This window comes from Exiguobacterium sp. s75 (genome assembly GCF_018617145.1).
Classification (GTDB): Bacteria; Bacillota; Bacilli; order Exiguobacteriales; family Exiguobacteriaceae; genus Exiguobacterium; species Exiguobacterium profundum.
This window is the reverse complement of record NZ_JACSJQ010000005.1, coordinates 60,345-74,603: the sequence shown is the minus strand read 5'-3', so window position 1 is coordinate 74,603 and position 14,259 is coordinate 60,345. Positions and strand designations below refer to the sequence as shown.

Sequence of the window (14,259 nt, the reverse complement as noted above, 5' to 3'; positions counted from 1 at the left end):
AACCGTGTCTCTATCTGTTCTGAGTTCAAGAAATTTTGCTACGTTCCGCTTTAATTTCTTCTACTAATTGGTCATAGTAATCGGCGTTCAAGAAGTTCGTGACCGAACGATGAATCGCATTCGGCGCTTGCGCTTCCGCGCGCTCCGTCAAATCTTCGTGTGTGATGACAAACTGAGCACCTTTCGGCAAGTTGCTGATGGACGTGTTCGTCACTTTGATTGGCAAGTTCGCTTTGTTGACCTTGTTCCGAAGAACCGATGCTCCCATGGCACTCGATCCCATCCCAGCGTCACAAGCGAAGATGATATGGTCGACTTTATCAAGACGATCTGTCACGAGAGCCGATGCGTAAGACTGCTTGCCTTTCATCGCACTCACGTTTTGTGTCGCTTCTTCGAGTGATACTTCCTCTGCTGCGCTCGATTTCAAGATAACACTAGCCACAGCGAACGTGACCGCTGCTGACAAGAGAATCCCTGCCACGAGTCCGAGATATGAACCGCGTGACGCCATCGCAAGAATGGCAAAGATACTACCTGGTGAAGCCGGTGCGACGAGACCGACATCAAAGAGTACGAACGTGAAGATCCCTGTTGCGCCCCCTGCGATCATCGCAAGGATCAAGACTGGCTTCATCAACACATATGGGAAGTAAATCTCGTGAATCCCACCAAGGAAATGAATGATGGCTGCACCCGGTGCCGTACGTTTCGCTGCACCTTTGGCGAAGAACATATAGGCGAGAAGTAATCCAAGACCTGGTCCTGGGTTCGCCTCAAGTAAGAAGAGAACGGACTTTCCAGCGTCTGCGACTTGATCGACACCAAGCGGGCTCAAGATCCCGTGGTTGATGGCGTTGTTCAAGAAGAGAACTTTTGCTGGTTCGATGAACAGACTTGCGACCGGAAGCAATTTCGCGCCGACGATCCAGTCAACACCTGCCGCCATGACTTTATCGAGGGCGCTCATGATCGGACCGAAGATTTCAAATCCTCCAAGCATGAGAAGACCACCGATGATTCCAACTGAGAAGTTGTTGACGAGCATTTCAAATCCCGCTTTAACTTTGCCTTCAAGGGCACGGTCGACTTGGCGGATGACATAACCACCGAGTGGACCCATGATCATCGCACCGAGGAACATCGGAATGTCGGTACCGACGATGACCCCCATCGTGGCGAGTGCCCCGACGACACCGCCTCGTACGTCATGAAGTAATTTACCACCAGTGAAACCGATGAGTAATGGTAAGAGATACGTGATGGTTGGACCAACGAGTTCTGCTAATTTTTCGTTTGGCCACCATCCTGTTGGAATGAAGAGTGCTGTGATAATCCCCCAGGCAATGAAGGCGCCGATGTTCGGCATGACCATCCCACTGAGGAAACTACCGAACCGTTGTACTTTGACTCGGACCCCGCCCGAGCTTGCTTGCGTATTCGCCATGTATAAAACCTCCAGTCGTTTAAATGTGAAAGGTTGAATGTGTAGTGTAGCTAACCGGTTTGTGCTCTACACCTGTATTGTATGCCTGGAGTAAGCGCTTTCTCAATTCAATCCAGTTCACACTTTGGCAACATTTTGTGCCAAACAAAAAAATGACCATGGTTCGGTCATTTTTCGTACAACGTCTCATGAATCATTTTCTTCATGCATTCGTGTAGGAGTAAACGAAGATCTTCTTTCGTTCCCGTGCTATAAAGACGCATATGCTCCTCACTCTCAATGAGCGACCCGCTGATCGCACTTAGGAACTGAAGCTCGACGTCACGTGCTTCTTCCGGTGCCAGCAAGACAAGAAGACGTGTCACCGGTTCGGTCGACTGATCCATCATAAGGAGTGGGATCGATGTCGTTAAATCAAACGCAAACACACTCGCCTTCTCAATCGAGGCATGTCGTCCGTGGAATAACGCCAGTTTCGTACCAGGCACCCCAAGGCCCGCGACCTCGTGACGACGAAGCAGTTGGGCAGAGAGCTGAATTCCGCTTTGTACGAGGTCACGTTCTTCTAAATGTGTACCGATATCAAGCAAGATATCTTCTAAACGATCCGTATTATTGAGCGTGACCAAATCGAACTGGTCATCCATCCGCTCGAACGTCTCGACCAATTCCCCGAGTTCTGCGAAATCAAGCATCGTTGAACGCGGCTTCGTTGCGAGTGTCTGAAAGGATTGCGGTAAAGATAGTAAAAGATGACGGACGCGCTGTACTTCTTCACTCGTCAACAACGGATTGACAATCAATGTCGGTACCGAGAGTGGTGGTAATGGCACCGTCGACAAGATGACATCATATTCCTCAAGTCGGTGCTGTTCGAGTCCGAAAAGTGATGAGTTGACGACGTCTTGCATCTCTGGGAACTCTTGGCGTACCCGATTGACGAGCATCTTCGACGAACCGAGTCCGGCCGAACAGATGACGAGCGCCCGATATTCGCGGCGGCGCACCGGTTTGACGAGTGCTGCCGCAAAGTGCATCGCCCAAAAAACCGTTTCTTCTTCGGAGAACGTATTCGTCCCAAAGACGATGTCGGCGGCCTGTTGAATCGCCGAACGAAGTCCCGGATAGTCGCGGTCGATGTGGGGCTTGACCGTACTCGTCTCTGGTAGCGCCTGCGTATTCATACTCGAGAGGATGTGAGCAAGCAGTCCTCGTTCGAGAGCCGCGTCATCCGTAAAGGTAAACCCGTAGATGAGCGAGACGTGATGAATCAGTTTATGCACCCGAATCTGCATGATCCAGCGTTCTTCCTCGTCTTCTTTCATTTGATCTTTAATTGAGCGCAGACGATTCGCCTCTTCCGCGAACCAGACGCGTTCCGCCATCGAGTAAGTGATACCGAGAGCCGCTTCCATATCGGTGGCGACTTTCAGATAGTCCTCGGACCGTCCTTTCGTATACATCTCTAAAAAGAATCCAGACGCTAACCGCTCTTGTTGCACGCCGTAAGCGAACGTGACTCGCATGATGGTGCGGTCGTCCATCCGCTCAAACGAAAGGGATTTCAAATAATCATAACCGTCTCGAAGACCTTCAAGCATCTCCTCGCATGGTACCATCTTTAAAAAAGCAGGAATGTAGTCGTCTTCTCCACGGACGAAGCGATAAAATGCGAGCGTGTCCCAGTGGGCAAGCAGAGCGTTGATGAGTAGCTTACGCTTCTCGGACTCATAACCGAGCACTCTAGCCCCAACACCTTTTTTCCGTTCAACTTCTAAATGATACTCTTCGAACCATCGATCCAATTTCTCTAGGTCTTGTGTCAACGTACTCGGCGAGACGTGCATCTGTTTGGCGACCGCCTGCAATTTAAGCGTATCGTTCTCGAACAAGAGACGCCACGCCAGCTCAAATAAGCGGTCCTCGCTCGTCGGGATCGCTTCTGCGGATAAGATGAGGTCTTCTCGTAACTGTTGCTTCGCAGATGGTTTGCCGACCAGGCTCAGTCCATGACCGCGTTGCCAAGCGAGTTCGAGTTCGAACTCTTTTAAGATGCCTTCAAGTAATTGTCGTTCTCGTTGAATCGTGCGCTCAGACAAATTCACTGCTTGCGCGATTTCGGCGAGCGGTGCCGATGTCTCAGTTGCTAATAAGTGTAGTAAAATCGACCGTTCTCTCGTGGTCCACTCATGTCTCATGCTCATCCATCCATTCTTCTACAAGTAGTCGGTATTCCTCGAGCGACAGGAGTTGTCGGACTGACCGGACACATGCGGTCGGATGGGTGACCGGGGTCGCCCCTTCCTGATAGAGAATCAAATCCACCTCATTCGGGATGTTTTGAATCGTTCCGTGCGTAATCGTACAAGACAAGCGCCCCTCGCTTGCCTGTGCGAACAACTTCGCCGCCATCGCACTCGTCACAAATCCGCTATGGCAAGCAATGTATACGTTCATGTCAGCCCTTCTTTCGTCGCTTATCTTTATCTAATCATAAGTTGGAACCGCTTACTTATCCTACTATTTTGCTTGTTGGCAAAGATATCGGCAAGTAGTAAAAAGCACCTCTCCTGAAGAAAGGTGCCTTACACTATGTTCAGTTTATTCGACCGTCACCGATTTCGCCAAGTTCCGTGGCTTGTCGACGTCACAGCCGCGGGCGAGCGCCGCATAATATGCCATCAACTGAACCGGTAAGACGTTAATGAGCGGTGCCAAGAGTGGCTCGACGTGCGGCAAGATGAAGTCATCATTCTCATGTTCCACGCCTTGCATGGAAATGATACAGGCGTTCGCGCCACGGGCAACGACCTCTTTAACGTTTCCACGAATATTCAAGTTCGTCTTCGGTTGCGAGATGAGCGCGATAACCGGTGTTCCGTCTTCAATCAAGGCGATCGACCCGTGCTTCAGTTCCCCACCTGGGTATCCTTCCGCTTGGATATACGAAATCTCTTTTACTTTGAGCGCTCCTTCGAGACAGACAGAAGCGTCAAGCCCACGACCGATGAAGAACGTGTTCGGTGTCGTTTTCAAATAACGTTCCGCGAGGTCTTCGAACAACTCTTTTTGCGCCATGATCGAGTCCATAATGGTCGCAACACGTGCAAGCTCCGGCATCAGGTCGAACGGTAATTCTTTCCCTGTCGCACGAGCGATGTCATACGCGAGAATCGCGAGGACGCCAATCTGTGCCGTGTACGCTTTCGTCGACGCGACGGCGATTTCCGGTCCGGCGTGGAGGAGCATCGTCTCGTTCGCTTCGCGTGAGAGCGTTGAACCCGGTACATTCGTCATAGTGAGCGCTTTATATCCGCGTTTCTTCACTTCGACGAGGACGGCACGGCTGTCCGCCGTCTCACCGGATTGTGATAAGAAGACGAACAACGGACGTTCACTTAAGAGCGGCATATTGTAGCCAAATTCAGAAGAAACGTGCACTTCTGTCGGAATGCCGGCGATGCGTTCTAAAATGTCTTTTCCGACGAGTCCGGCGTTATAGCTCGTCCCACATGCGACGATATAGACACGGTCCGCTTCCGAGACGAGTTCACGCACGCCGTCCGTGAGTTCGATGTCACCGTTCTCGTTCTGGTAATGCTGGATGATGTTGCGGATGACGGCCGGTTGCTCGTCCATCTCCTTCAACATGTAGTGCGCGTACGTGCCCTTCTCGATGTCTGACGCATCAATCTCGGCCGTGTATGGTGCACGCTCGAGTACTTCGCCGTCGAGCGTCTTGATCGTCGCCGACTCACGTGTGAGGATGACGATCTCACCATCGTGGAGCTCGAGGTACTGATCTGTCACCTGGAGCATCGCCATCGCGTCTGATGCGACGACGTTGAACGTGCCGTCACCGATTCCGACGAGGAGCGGTGACTTGTTCTTCCCGATATAGAGGCGCTCTTTGTCCTCTGAGTCGATCATCGCGATCGCATACGAACCGTGGAGGTCCGAGAGCGTCTTGCGGAACGCCGCCTCGACGTCGCCGAGCTCGACGAAGTGTTTCTCCATGAGCTGGACGATGACTTCCGTGTCCGTCTCCGAAAGGAACGGGACGTCGAGCGTGGCTTTCAATTGTTCGTCGTTCTCGATCACGCCGTTGTGCACGAGCGTGAAACGTCCTGTCGTGCTCTGATGCGGGTGGGCGTTCGGCACGCTCGGTACCCCGTGTGTCGCCCAACGTGTGTGGCCGATTCCGATTGTTCCTTCAGCATCAGCCGGTACAATGTCACGGAGTGCTTGAATCCGTCCCACTTCTTTGAACGTACGAACGTTTTCACCGACTAAGGCAATTCCTGCTGAATCATAGCCACGATACTCGAGCTTTTCAAGCCCTTTCAATAAAATCTCTTTCGTTCCAACTTGTCCAATCATTCCTACGATTCCACACATAAACAAATCTCCTCTATTCTTCGATTTCTCGAAAAAGGAAACGGGCTTTTTTGAGTGATGTCATCAAGTCTCGTTTTGTCCGCCCGGTCACCCGAACGTTTTATCAAGACTCTCTCAGTCGTGACACGCGACTGGAAGGCATCCGCCGAAATCTCGATCACCTTCGTCCTCGTCAACTCCGCAGAGTTCTGGCGCTTCCACTTCATATCTAGCCGTTTCTCCAGATACGCTTTCATGCTATCGAGTACAAGGCGTGTTGGATAGAGAAATTGTTAAAGTAGTCGCTAAATACTTTTTTACCGTTCATGTAAAAGTCACCACTTTCACTAAAAAGCCATCAATCCATCAGGTTTTCGAGTAGGGAGAGAACGGGCATGATACAAGTAACGAGTAAAGAAACGAGGGGAAACACATGGGTGGAATCTTCCTATTGATCGGCATTCTGTTATCCGTCTTATCCAGGTGGCTCGAATTTGAAGGCAATAGCACGTTAGGGGATGTCATGTTGTTTCCTGCGATTTTCTTTATGGCTATGGCTTTTCTCTGCAGTTTCCCTTATTTCAAGGAATGGTGGGGTGACCGCTCCACCCGTAAGAAAGCATTCTTTTTCGTGATTTTTGCCGCAGTCGGCATCCTATGTCTGCAAGCCGCTTTCTGGTTTGTCGTTTGGCGCAATCAATGGCTCGGACTTCTTCTCCTTCTTCCCTTTGCGGCATGTGTGGGGTTCATCGCTCGATTATTCAAATAAAAAGAGGATGCGCAATCGCACATCCTCCTTTTTAATTCAGGGTGAAGTCAACCATCACACCGTAATGATCACTCGGTACAACATCCCTACTCGTCCGCATGTCGCCGAATATATCGATATGCTGAACCTCGAGTTCACTACATTCCGAACGTACCAGAATCCAATCATATCGTTCAGGCTGCTCGAGATGAGAAGATTGTAGGTACGGATTGTGCTTTACGTCTAACGTCGGGCGTGCCTCTTCGCCAACAAACGTCGTCACGTCCAGCCACCCTGCATCTGATACATCATCATAGATATTCGATCGAGGATGATCATTGAAATCTCCACACAACACTTCAATCGCCTTTTGGCGCCCCTTGCTTAACCAGTCTCGTACCACTTTCATCTGGCATTCTCGAATCGAAGAAGAGTGCCAGTTCAGATGCACATTCGTGATGCCCCATTCCTGACCGCCGAACGTAAGCGTCACTCGAGTCGCACAATAGTTTGACTCTTCCACATCCTCTGCCCAAATCGCTTCAACTGAAGACAAAGGAATATTACTCAAAAAAGCGAGTCCTTCGTCCGGTGAGTCGGGGTAAGGATGAAAGAAGCAAAACGGATAACCCGTTGCTTCCGCAATATCATGAGCTACACTGCCTTTTTCATAAGAACGGACTTCTTGCAGTGCAATCACGTCCGCGTTGATTCGTTTTACTTCTTGGCAAATCGCATCGATTCGTTTTTGCCATAGCGTGTCATGATTCCAAATGTTATACGTCGCAATCCTCACTTCATATTCCTACTTTCTCGAGTGAGTCACGCGCTCCCCCATTTTTGTTCTTCTCTTAATTCACGTTCTGTGACATAGTTCTCATCAAGTCGGACCATATGTTGTTCATACAATCGATGCATCATTATAGAACTCGGTATGAGCACTGCAATCGTTACAAAGAAAGCAAGCGTCGAGATCTGCTCGGTAACTGTGAAATATAGAAATACAATCACGAACGGATACCCAATCAGTCCAGTAATCGAGTTCCAATGCGCAAGTCGTTTTGCTTCTCTCGATGTCAGATAGCGCTTCTTGATTGCTTCTCGGTCCCACGTCTTCTTCCATGCAGGTAAGGCAGCGATTTCTGAAATCAACAATACACCTACCAACGAAATCCAACCTTTTTCTACAGCGAAGAAAAGCATGAGTGCAAGCGCGCCGCTCATCATACTAACAGTCCACTTTCCCGATTCATCGAATTTAGTCAATTCTCTCATCTGATCACGCTTGTTCACGACGTTGCTCCTTCTCGTATTCGCGGACTTCACGAATTTCTTTTAAATCTTGATCCGTCAAATAGTTCTCATCATAAGACTGAATGACGCGGTCGAACCGCTTCGCCAAGTATTCAATCCCGAAAAACGTCAGCTGGGAAAGGAGAAACATTCGGAACGATTGTGTGCTCGTCGCTTCACTCGTGAAGTAGAAGAGCCCATACATCCCGACACCCGTCAAAGCGAGCGTGTGCGCCATCATTTTGAATGATAAGAGGTTACGCGCCGTTTGATTCTTCACGAAACGAAGCCACATCTGATATCGAACAAAGATACCTGTCAACACGACAGCTAGCACCGCATATAGCGTCCCGGTGATCACGCCGTCCGAGAGTGTCCAATACGAGGCGTAAATCAAAAAACTGACAACGAGTCCGATTCCGATGATTCCGACACCCCATCCGGTCCAGCGATCTACTTTTAAAATCGTGTCGATTTGTGACTTTACTGTTGGTGATGGTTCCATACGTATTCTCCTCCTTCTAACACCTCTTCATACGTCGGCAGCCTTGACTGATGTGCATGAATTCGCTCTTTCCACTTCTTCTCTCGATACGATTTCGTCAACCCCCAAAGGGCGACGATTCCGCCAATTAGGATGAAGGCATCTTCGTTTACATACATTGGGATGAACAACGCAAATAAAGAAACGGCATCAATCCAACAATCAATGAGTCGATAGCGTAACACGCGAGCGACCGCTCGATGTTCGGCAAAATGGCGAATGATTCGATATTCCATATATCCTTTATAAGCCAAGCCCATGGATACGACCAACATGATCGAGATGACCCACATCGCCTGTGTCCGCAACATCACGATGAACGAAATCAAGAAAATGACGAGTACGGGCCAACCAAAGAACCGCTCGAACTGTTTGGCATGCGTTACGGTGAGTTCAAATGGACGATTCATGCGAGACCTTCCCTTCAATCACCTCTTCATACGTTGGAAGCTCTGGTTCAACACGTTTGAGTTGTTTCGTGAACCATTTCTGACGGATTGGACTGAGTAGTCCCCATATCCCAAAAAAGAGACCGATCACGAGACCAAAATCTTCCGCTGTCAGCAGGGTCACCATGAGCGCCGTCAACAAAATCGCATCCACCCATTCGAATACGTATTGGAATATAAGCATTCGATGCGCCTTCGGATGTTTTGTCATTCGCCACATGATACGCATCTCTTGAAAACCCATCACGACGATGATTAAGGAGACCGAACCCATGATGGGAATGAGCCACATTTTATCTAATAAGAGAGCGACAATGACGGCCGTGACATAAAGAATCAAGATGGGTACGGCATACCGTCGCATTCGTCGCATCCACTTTACGTCTTGCTCCACTTATATCGCCTCCTTGTTAAAGTTGATACACTCTACATCTTGTCGTTTTGTCTGCGCCTCCACGTTCCATGTCCATAACATCGCGCCTACGATGAAAACCGTGACACATACATACGCCACGTTTGATGTGAACAATAATTGATGATTCAATGCGAGAAAAAAGGCAACACTGTTGATCCCGTCCCGAGCAAGCTGACGACGATATAACCCTTTCAACTCTGGTTGAAACCCCAGACGCATCTGATAACGCTTCACATATAACATGTTCAGCGGAATGAGTGTGCAGGCGATATACAGCACACCCCATGTAAGGTCATCCGTCCATAAACTGATAGGAAACATGAGTACCACTAATGTTCCAAATATGCCGAAGATCCATTGGTCGAATAAACGCTTCCATGCTTTTTCTTGCGTTATGCGTTCATTCATCTCTTCAACCGTTGTTTCTCGGATTGATCCATCAAAGGCATGCGTTCTCCAAACTGTCTTTGGAAAGTCTGACCGAACACCATCCACAAGGTGAGAACAACAAAAATTGTCAATGTGTCAACTTGCATAATGAGAAGCGCCACCGTGATCACAATGAGGATTGCTGAATCCACTAAATCATATATGAGCTCCCATTTTAGAGACTTGACTTTAATTTTTTCGCTTTCATGCGTACGATGTTTCTGATACTTGCTAACATCTATCCCAATCATCGCGATTCCGACAACAATGAGTGGAACTGTCAACCATACATTACCTTCGAAGTATGACACGGCAAGAGCCATGAGTATGAACGCAAACGAGGTATATTTTATTCGAAGTGATGACTTCCACCATGTATCCTCTTGTACAAATCGATTTTGATTGTTCACTTAACAAACACCCTTTCTTTACAGGACCCACCTTTCTTATACGCAATCTCTTTTTATATTGTTTCACATTTTCCGAATATTCTCGCAATGAATCGTTCGACTTTTTTCAACAATTGACGAATGAAAGAGATATGCCTGAAACAAAAACGACAGCCCTTCTCAGCAATGAAAAGGGCTGTTATATGTAGGAAAAAGAGTTAAGGAGTTGGAAATTTGAAAGCATTTTACCCTTCTATATTCGCCTTTATCGCAGGTCTATCGGGATTAATCGGATTGTTGCTTCAATCGGTTTACCCCATCATGTTGTCTCCCGTCTTTTTACTCATTGCGGGATACTCGGTGGTACATATGAAGAAGCAGAAAACAATCGTCCGAAATTATACAGCGAGCTTCATCATCTTATCGAGTGCCACCCTCGCATTCGGTCTTGGCTTCCAGTCCATCATCCCGTACGCCATGCTCATCGGGGTCGTGCTACATATGGTCTGTCTGATTGCTGCATTCATCGCGCTCGGACGGTATCGGGCTCACATCTCATGAAGGTTGTGACAGGCCTCGGATGGGGCGCGTCCATTCTAGCGCTCGCCCTCACCCCACTACCACTACTTGCCGTCGATTGGATTCTCATCTATTTACTTGAAGACACATCGTTCCCGGTCTTATCAACACTCGCTATGCTCGGTTGTTTCTATCTGTTGTCGACAATCCTCAGTTTTTTCGTTGATGCGTTAACGGGAGCATTACGTTCGTTTGTTCATACGAACATACCGCGTCTACTCGACAGCATTCTTCATGGAATCGTGAGCGGAATCAGTCTATACGTCGTACTGACTCTCTTTCCGTCTATCGATTTATCGACGCTCACTGTCATGGCGATTGTATTCGTGCACGTATTCGGTACATCGTTTTGGATAAACCGGGAGGATTTGAAAGAAAAGACGCCACTCGAGCTCGATTCGATTGATCAACAGATTGTTCACTTGTTACGCACGGAAACAATCGTCTTCTGCGTCGAACGCATACAGAGGGATTACCCGGACTTACCGAAGCGGGATGTTTTGAAACGGGTCAGACGGATCAGTCAATCTAATCAAGTCGCCACCAGCGAATCGTGAGATGTACCTCGGTGCTTAGTGGTGACCAATATAAACAAACGCCAGCCCTGTATGAGGTGCTGGCGTTTTACAGATTTTACGAACGGGAAAGCCCATATCGTTCATAGCCCGCCTTTAGGCATGGGATGAGAGTGAGTTCGGATATTTTTACATCCGACGTTCGGGTATACTTATCCCATAGACAAGAACAAGTCTCTAAAACGCCTGCGTCCATCGCCCCTTGAAAATCGTATACGGTTCGGTCATGAAAACATATGACCGGTAAAACGATGCCTGTCGTCATGCAAAAGACGCTAAAACATCAGATGGACACACCTGCAACGACCTGTGGTGGATGGTAACAGTCCACCAGCCTGAGAATCTATATGATCTGTCTCAGGAGGGGTGATGGCACACCCTCATCTGAAGGCTTGAGCAAAACAGAAATGGACTGCGCTCGCACAAGCACTTCAGAATCCCACGGTTTTAATCGTGGGAGTGTCAAGTCTCTTCTTTTCGGAGTGAGTATCCGTCGACCTCTAACAACCGCATCCGTCTCTGATCAATCGCCGCATGGACAATCACGGTCACTCCTGGATTAAGCTCCATCATCTTCTTGATTTTGCGTAAATCGTCCCCTTTGATCTCAATAGGCAACACGAACTCCCCTTCTCTCAAATGAATGAACTTGATCTTCCCTTGGTCGTCATAGCCTGTTACTTCGTATGTCGAAAATTCTCGTTTCATGAATATCCCTCCCCTCTTACAGTTCCCGTAACAGATAAAATGCACACAAAAAATCCATCCCCGTAGCGGCAGGGATGGATGCATGTTACGCCTCGACGCTATCCGCGTGTTTGGCTTTATGGTCGGCGATGACACCAGCACACCACTTCGCGCTATCTTTCCAGATACGCTCTTGTGTCTCAAAGTCGATATAGAGGATTCCGAAGCGTTTCTCGTATCCGAAGCTCCATTCGAAGTTATCCATGAGCGACCAGAGGTAGTAGCCTTGAATGTTCATGCCTTCATCGTTCAAGTCAGAAACGGCTTCGAGGTGCTGGCGGACGTAGTCGATCCGATTATCGTCATGGACTTCGCCATTTTCCAGCACGTCGTCAAATGCGGCGCCATTCTCTGTGATGTAGATGGGAAGGTCAGTATACTCGGCGCGTAAACGACGGATCAGGTCTTTGAATTCGTTCGGGGCGATATCCCTGCCCATGCCCGTCTTCTCGTAATCCGAGTAAGCGTCTGCCTTCAAGAAATCATTTGCTGCATTGAACTTGACAATGCCACGGCTGTAGAAGTTAATGCCGAAGAAATTGCAAGCTGTCGAGATTGTCTCCATATCACCCGATTGGATGAAATCGAAGTTATGCACATATTTAGAGAACAAGTTCATCATGTCGACCGGATACTGGCCTTTAAAGACCGGATCGAGGAACCAACGATTCGAATATCCGTCGGCATTGTTCATCGCAAGGCGGTCATTCGCCGAATCCGTCTTCGCGTAGATCGGTGACAAGTTGAGCGTGATGCCGATCGGGGTCGTGGATGTCATCTCTCGCTTCAACAATTCGACCGCTTTTCCGTGCGACAACAAGATGCGGTGCACGGCGCGTACCGCTTCGTTCATGTCACAACGACCCGGTGCGTGAACACCGACATGGTATAGCCGAGGAAGCCAGCACACCAAGGCTCATGGTAAGTAAGCTAACAAGTTTACGCATGTGTTGTTCCCATCCTTTTTTATAAGTAATAGTAGAGAGCGTTTGCAAAAAGAGTGGATAATTATCGAAAGCGGTTTCGGTTTTCTCTAAAAACGACTTTCGAAATCGCGCTCCCCTCTCCATCCGCTGAAGAAAAGAGAGCGACTTCGAAATATCATTGGCTATAAATCACTGTTTGACCGGCGCACAAGATGCCCGTTCGACTAAGCGTACCGGAATGATGCGACGTTCGGTGAGTCGCTCTTTCGCGGTCATTTGTTCGAGTAAAAGTTCTGCTGCCGCTTCCCCGATTTCATCCGTATCTTGGCGAATCGTGGTCAGTTTCGGCGTGATGTATTGTATCATTTCAATGTCATCATATCCGATGACAGAGATGTCATTCGGGACATGAAGACCGTGTTCGTGAATGGCTTCGATTACACCGATTGCCATTTGATCCCCGGCCACAAAGACTGCAGTCGGTTGATCGTCTAGTTCAAGCAATCGTTCCATCGCTTGCTTGCCTTCCTCAACCGAGAAGAAACCGGCGTTGACGAGGTAGCCCGGTCGAATCGGAAGGTCCAGCTCTTGCATCGCAAGTTCATATCCTTTGATTCGCGCCGCTCCGGCGTCAATCGTTTCATCCCCAGCGATGTGGGCAATTTTTCGGTGACCGAGTTCATAGAGATAATTCACGGCGAGACGCGCCCCTTCGATGTTATCGGAATAGACCACGCTACAGTTAGCGCTGTCCATATCGACGACGACGATTGGGATGTCGCTTCGCATGAGCTCTTGAACTTGCTCATCCATTCGGTCCGAGCAGATGACGACGATGCCGTCGACCGCACGGTGTTTAAAATGTTCGAGGTAACTCATGTCACGATTGCGTAGATTCCGCGAGGCGAAGATCAAATCATAGCCTTGCTCCTCTGTCGCGTGACGAAAACTTTCGATGATTCCGTTGAAGAACGGGTGTTTCATCCCAACTTCATTCGCCTCTGAGAACATGACCCCAATTGCCCATGATTTTTTCGTCGATAACGACTGGGCATGTGCGTTCGGCAAGTAGTCCATCTCAGCAGCGGCTTGAAGAATCTTCGCTCTCGTCTTGTCACTCACGTCTTTGTAATTGTTCAACGCTTTGGACACTGTCGTGATCGAGAATCCTGTTTTTTTGGCTAAATCATAAATCGTACCCATGTCATTCCCCTCTTCCCGAAAGCGCTTTCGGTAATTTGATTGTAGCGTATGGATTTGTAGGAATCAATTCTTTTTCGAGGAAACTTTTTGATTCTTTTTTCCATTCCTTGTTTCTTCTATATTACTGTATCGAGAAAT

The 14,259-nt window shown here is 48.6% G+C and carries 16 protein-coding genes and 1 pseudogene; 3 read left to right on the top strand and 14 right to left on the bottom strand.

From position 1 onward, the window contains the following. Positions 1-25: 25 nt before the first annotated feature. From KNO68_RS13755 to glmS, 4 genes are all read right to left on the bottom strand, one after another. Positions 26-1,447, bottom strand: a complete 1,422-nt coding sequence (locus KNO68_RS13755) for a PTS mannitol transporter subunit IIBC (protein ID WP_214758737.1) — start codon at positions 1,445-1,447, stop codon at positions 26-28. Positions 1,448-1,614: 167 nt separating this feature from the next. After that, on the bottom strand, positions 1,615-3,645 hold the full coding sequence (locus KNO68_RS13750; protein ID WP_168169829.1) for a BglG family transcription antiterminator: 2,031 nt from the start codon (positions 3,643-3,645) through the stop codon (positions 1,615-1,617). Continuing rightward, positions 3,635-3,904, bottom strand: a complete 270-nt coding sequence (locus KNO68_RS13745; RefSeq protein WP_078146232.1) for a PTS sugar transporter subunit IIB — start codon at positions 3,902-3,904, stop codon at positions 3,635-3,637. The genes KNO68_RS13750 and KNO68_RS13745 overlap by 11 nt, the downstream gene beginning before the upstream one ends. A gap of 144 nt (positions 3,905-4,048) precedes the next feature. Beyond that, the gene (gene glmS, locus KNO68_RS13740) at positions 4,049-5,845 is read right to left on the bottom strand and encodes a glutamine--fructose-6-phosphate transaminase (isomerizing) (protein WP_215112648.1); all 1,797 of its coding nucleotides are present in this window, start codon (positions 5,843-5,845) and stop codon (positions 4,049-4,051) included. 412 nt (positions 5,846-6,257) lie between these two features. Here glmS and KNO68_RS13735 point away from each other — a divergent pair, with 412 nt between their 5' ends. Then, the gene (locus tag KNO68_RS13735; protein WP_078146229.1) at positions 6,258-6,593 is read left to right on the top strand and encodes a hypothetical protein; all 336 of its coding nucleotides are present in this window, start codon (positions 6,258-6,260) and stop codon (positions 6,591-6,593) included. Between the two features lie 31 nt (positions 6,594-6,624). On the opposite strand, the gene KNO68_RS13730 is transcribed toward KNO68_RS13735, so the two are convergent. From KNO68_RS13730 to KNO68_RS13700, 7 genes are read right to left on the bottom strand one after another with little or no spacing between them, the layout of a single operon-like run. After that, the gene (locus KNO68_RS13730) at positions 6,625-7,368 is read right to left on the bottom strand and encodes an endonuclease/exonuclease/phosphatase family protein (protein WP_215112647.1); all 744 of its coding nucleotides are present in this window, start codon (positions 7,366-7,368) and stop codon (positions 6,625-6,627) included. Positions 7,369-7,394: 26 nt separating this feature from the next. Continuing rightward, positions 7,395-7,865, bottom strand: a complete 471-nt coding sequence (locus tag KNO68_RS13725; protein WP_215112646.1) for a hypothetical protein — start codon at positions 7,863-7,865, stop codon at positions 7,395-7,397. After that, a complete protein-coding gene (locus KNO68_RS13720; RefSeq protein WP_074032517.1) occupies positions 7,852-8,370 on the bottom strand; it encodes a hypothetical protein in 519 nt (172 codons plus the stop codon). Before KNO68_RS13720 ends, KNO68_RS13725 begins: the two co-directional genes overlap by 14 nt. After that, the gene (locus tag KNO68_RS13715; RefSeq protein ID WP_215112645.1) at positions 8,349-8,819 is read right to left on the bottom strand and encodes a hypothetical protein; all 471 of its coding nucleotides are present in this window, start codon (positions 8,817-8,819) and stop codon (positions 8,349-8,351) included. The genes KNO68_RS13720 and KNO68_RS13715 overlap by 22 nt, the downstream gene beginning before the upstream one ends. After that, positions 8,803-9,252, bottom strand: coding sequence for a hypothetical protein (locus KNO68_RS13710; RefSeq protein WP_215112644.1), 450 nt, complete (start codon positions 9,250-9,252; stop codon positions 8,803-8,805). The genes KNO68_RS13715 and KNO68_RS13710 overlap by 17 nt, the downstream gene beginning before the upstream one ends. After that, on the bottom strand, positions 9,253-9,681 hold the full coding sequence (locus tag KNO68_RS13705; RefSeq protein ID WP_074032520.1) for a hypothetical protein: 429 nt from the start codon (positions 9,679-9,681) through the stop codon (positions 9,253-9,255). Beyond that, positions 9,678-10,112 (bottom strand): hypothetical protein, encoded by a 435-nt coding sequence (locus KNO68_RS13700; protein ID WP_078146223.1) that lies wholly within the window; start codon positions 10,110-10,112, stop codon positions 9,678-9,680. Before KNO68_RS13700 ends, KNO68_RS13705 begins: the two co-directional genes overlap by 4 nt. Positions 10,113-10,325: 213 nt before the next feature. Between KNO68_RS13700 and KNO68_RS13695 the strand changes: the two genes are divergently transcribed. Both KNO68_RS13695 and KNO68_RS13690 read left to right on the top strand, forming a co-directional pair. Beyond that, complete coding sequence (locus KNO68_RS13695; protein ID WP_078146222.1) at positions 10,326-10,652, top strand: hypothetical protein; 327 nt, start codon at positions 10,326-10,328, stop codon at positions 10,650-10,652. Next, positions 10,649-11,227, top strand: a complete 579-nt coding sequence (locus tag KNO68_RS13690; protein WP_078146221.1) for a hypothetical protein — start codon at positions 10,649-10,651, stop codon at positions 11,225-11,227. The genes KNO68_RS13695 and KNO68_RS13690 overlap by 4 nt, the downstream gene beginning before the upstream one ends. A gap of 480 nt (positions 11,228-11,707) precedes the next feature. Here KNO68_RS13690 and KNO68_RS13685 read toward each other — a convergent pair whose 3' ends face one another. The 3 genes and pseudogenes from KNO68_RS13685 to KNO68_RS13675 all read right to left on the bottom strand — a co-directional run bounded on the left by KNO68_RS13685 (position 11,708) and on the right by KNO68_RS13675 (position 14,121). Next, positions 11,708-11,953, bottom strand: a complete 246-nt coding sequence (locus KNO68_RS13685) for a hypothetical protein (RefSeq protein WP_078146220.1) — start codon at positions 11,951-11,953, stop codon at positions 11,708-11,710. Between the two features lie 85 nt (positions 11,954-12,038). Continuing rightward, positions 12,039-12,922, bottom strand: a pseudogene (locus tag KNO68_RS13680) (family 1 glycosylhydrolase); the annotation flags it as partial. A gap of 185 nt (positions 12,923-13,107) precedes the next feature. Beyond that, positions 13,108-14,121: a LacI family DNA-binding transcriptional regulator gene (locus KNO68_RS13675; protein WP_078146219.1), complete on the bottom strand. Its 1,014-nt coding sequence runs from the start codon at positions 14,119-14,121 to the stop codon at positions 13,108-13,110. Positions 14,122-14,259: the final 138 nt, after the last annotated feature.

Bases quoted from the DNA above. Each gene is read 5' to 3' on its own strand.
- KNO68_RS13755 (WP_214758737.1), bottom strand. From the start codon at position 1,447: ATGGCGAATACGCAAGCAAGCTCGGGCGGGGTCCGAGTCAAAGTACAA.
- KNO68_RS13750 (WP_168169829.1), bottom strand. From the start codon at position 3,645: ATGAGACATGAGTGGACCACGAGAGAACGGTCGATTTTACTACACTTA.
- KNO68_RS13745 (WP_078146232.1), bottom strand. From the start codon at position 3,904: ATGAACGTATACATTGCTTGCCATAGCGGATTTGTGACGAGTGCGATG.
- glmS (WP_215112648.1), bottom strand. From the start codon at position 5,845: ATGTGTGGAATCGTAGGAATGATTGGACAAGTTGGAACGAAAGAGATT.
- KNO68_RS13735 (WP_078146229.1), top strand. From the start codon at position 6,258: ATGGGTGGAATCTTCCTATTGATCGGCATTCTGTTATCCGTCTTATCC.
- KNO68_RS13720 (WP_074032517.1), bottom strand. From the start codon at position 8,370: ATGGAACCATCACCAACAGTAAAGTCACAAATCGACACGATTTTAAAA.
- KNO68_RS13715 (WP_215112645.1), bottom strand. From the start codon at position 8,819: ATGAATCGTCCATTTGAACTCACCGTAACGCATGCCAAACAGTTCGAG.
- KNO68_RS13705 (WP_074032520.1), bottom strand. From the start codon at position 9,681: ATGAATGAACGCATAACGCAAGAAAAAGCATGGAAGCGTTTATTCGAC.
- KNO68_RS13690 (WP_078146221.1), top strand. From the start codon at position 10,649: ATGAAGGTTGTGACAGGCCTCGGATGGGGCGCGTCCATTCTAGCGCTC.
- KNO68_RS13685 (WP_078146220.1), bottom strand. From the start codon at position 11,953: ATGAAACGAGAATTTTCGACATACGAAGTAACAGGCTATGACGACCAA.
- KNO68_RS13675 (WP_078146219.1), bottom strand. From the start codon at position 14,121: ATGGGTACGATTTATGATTTAGCCAAAAAAACAGGATTCTCGATCACG.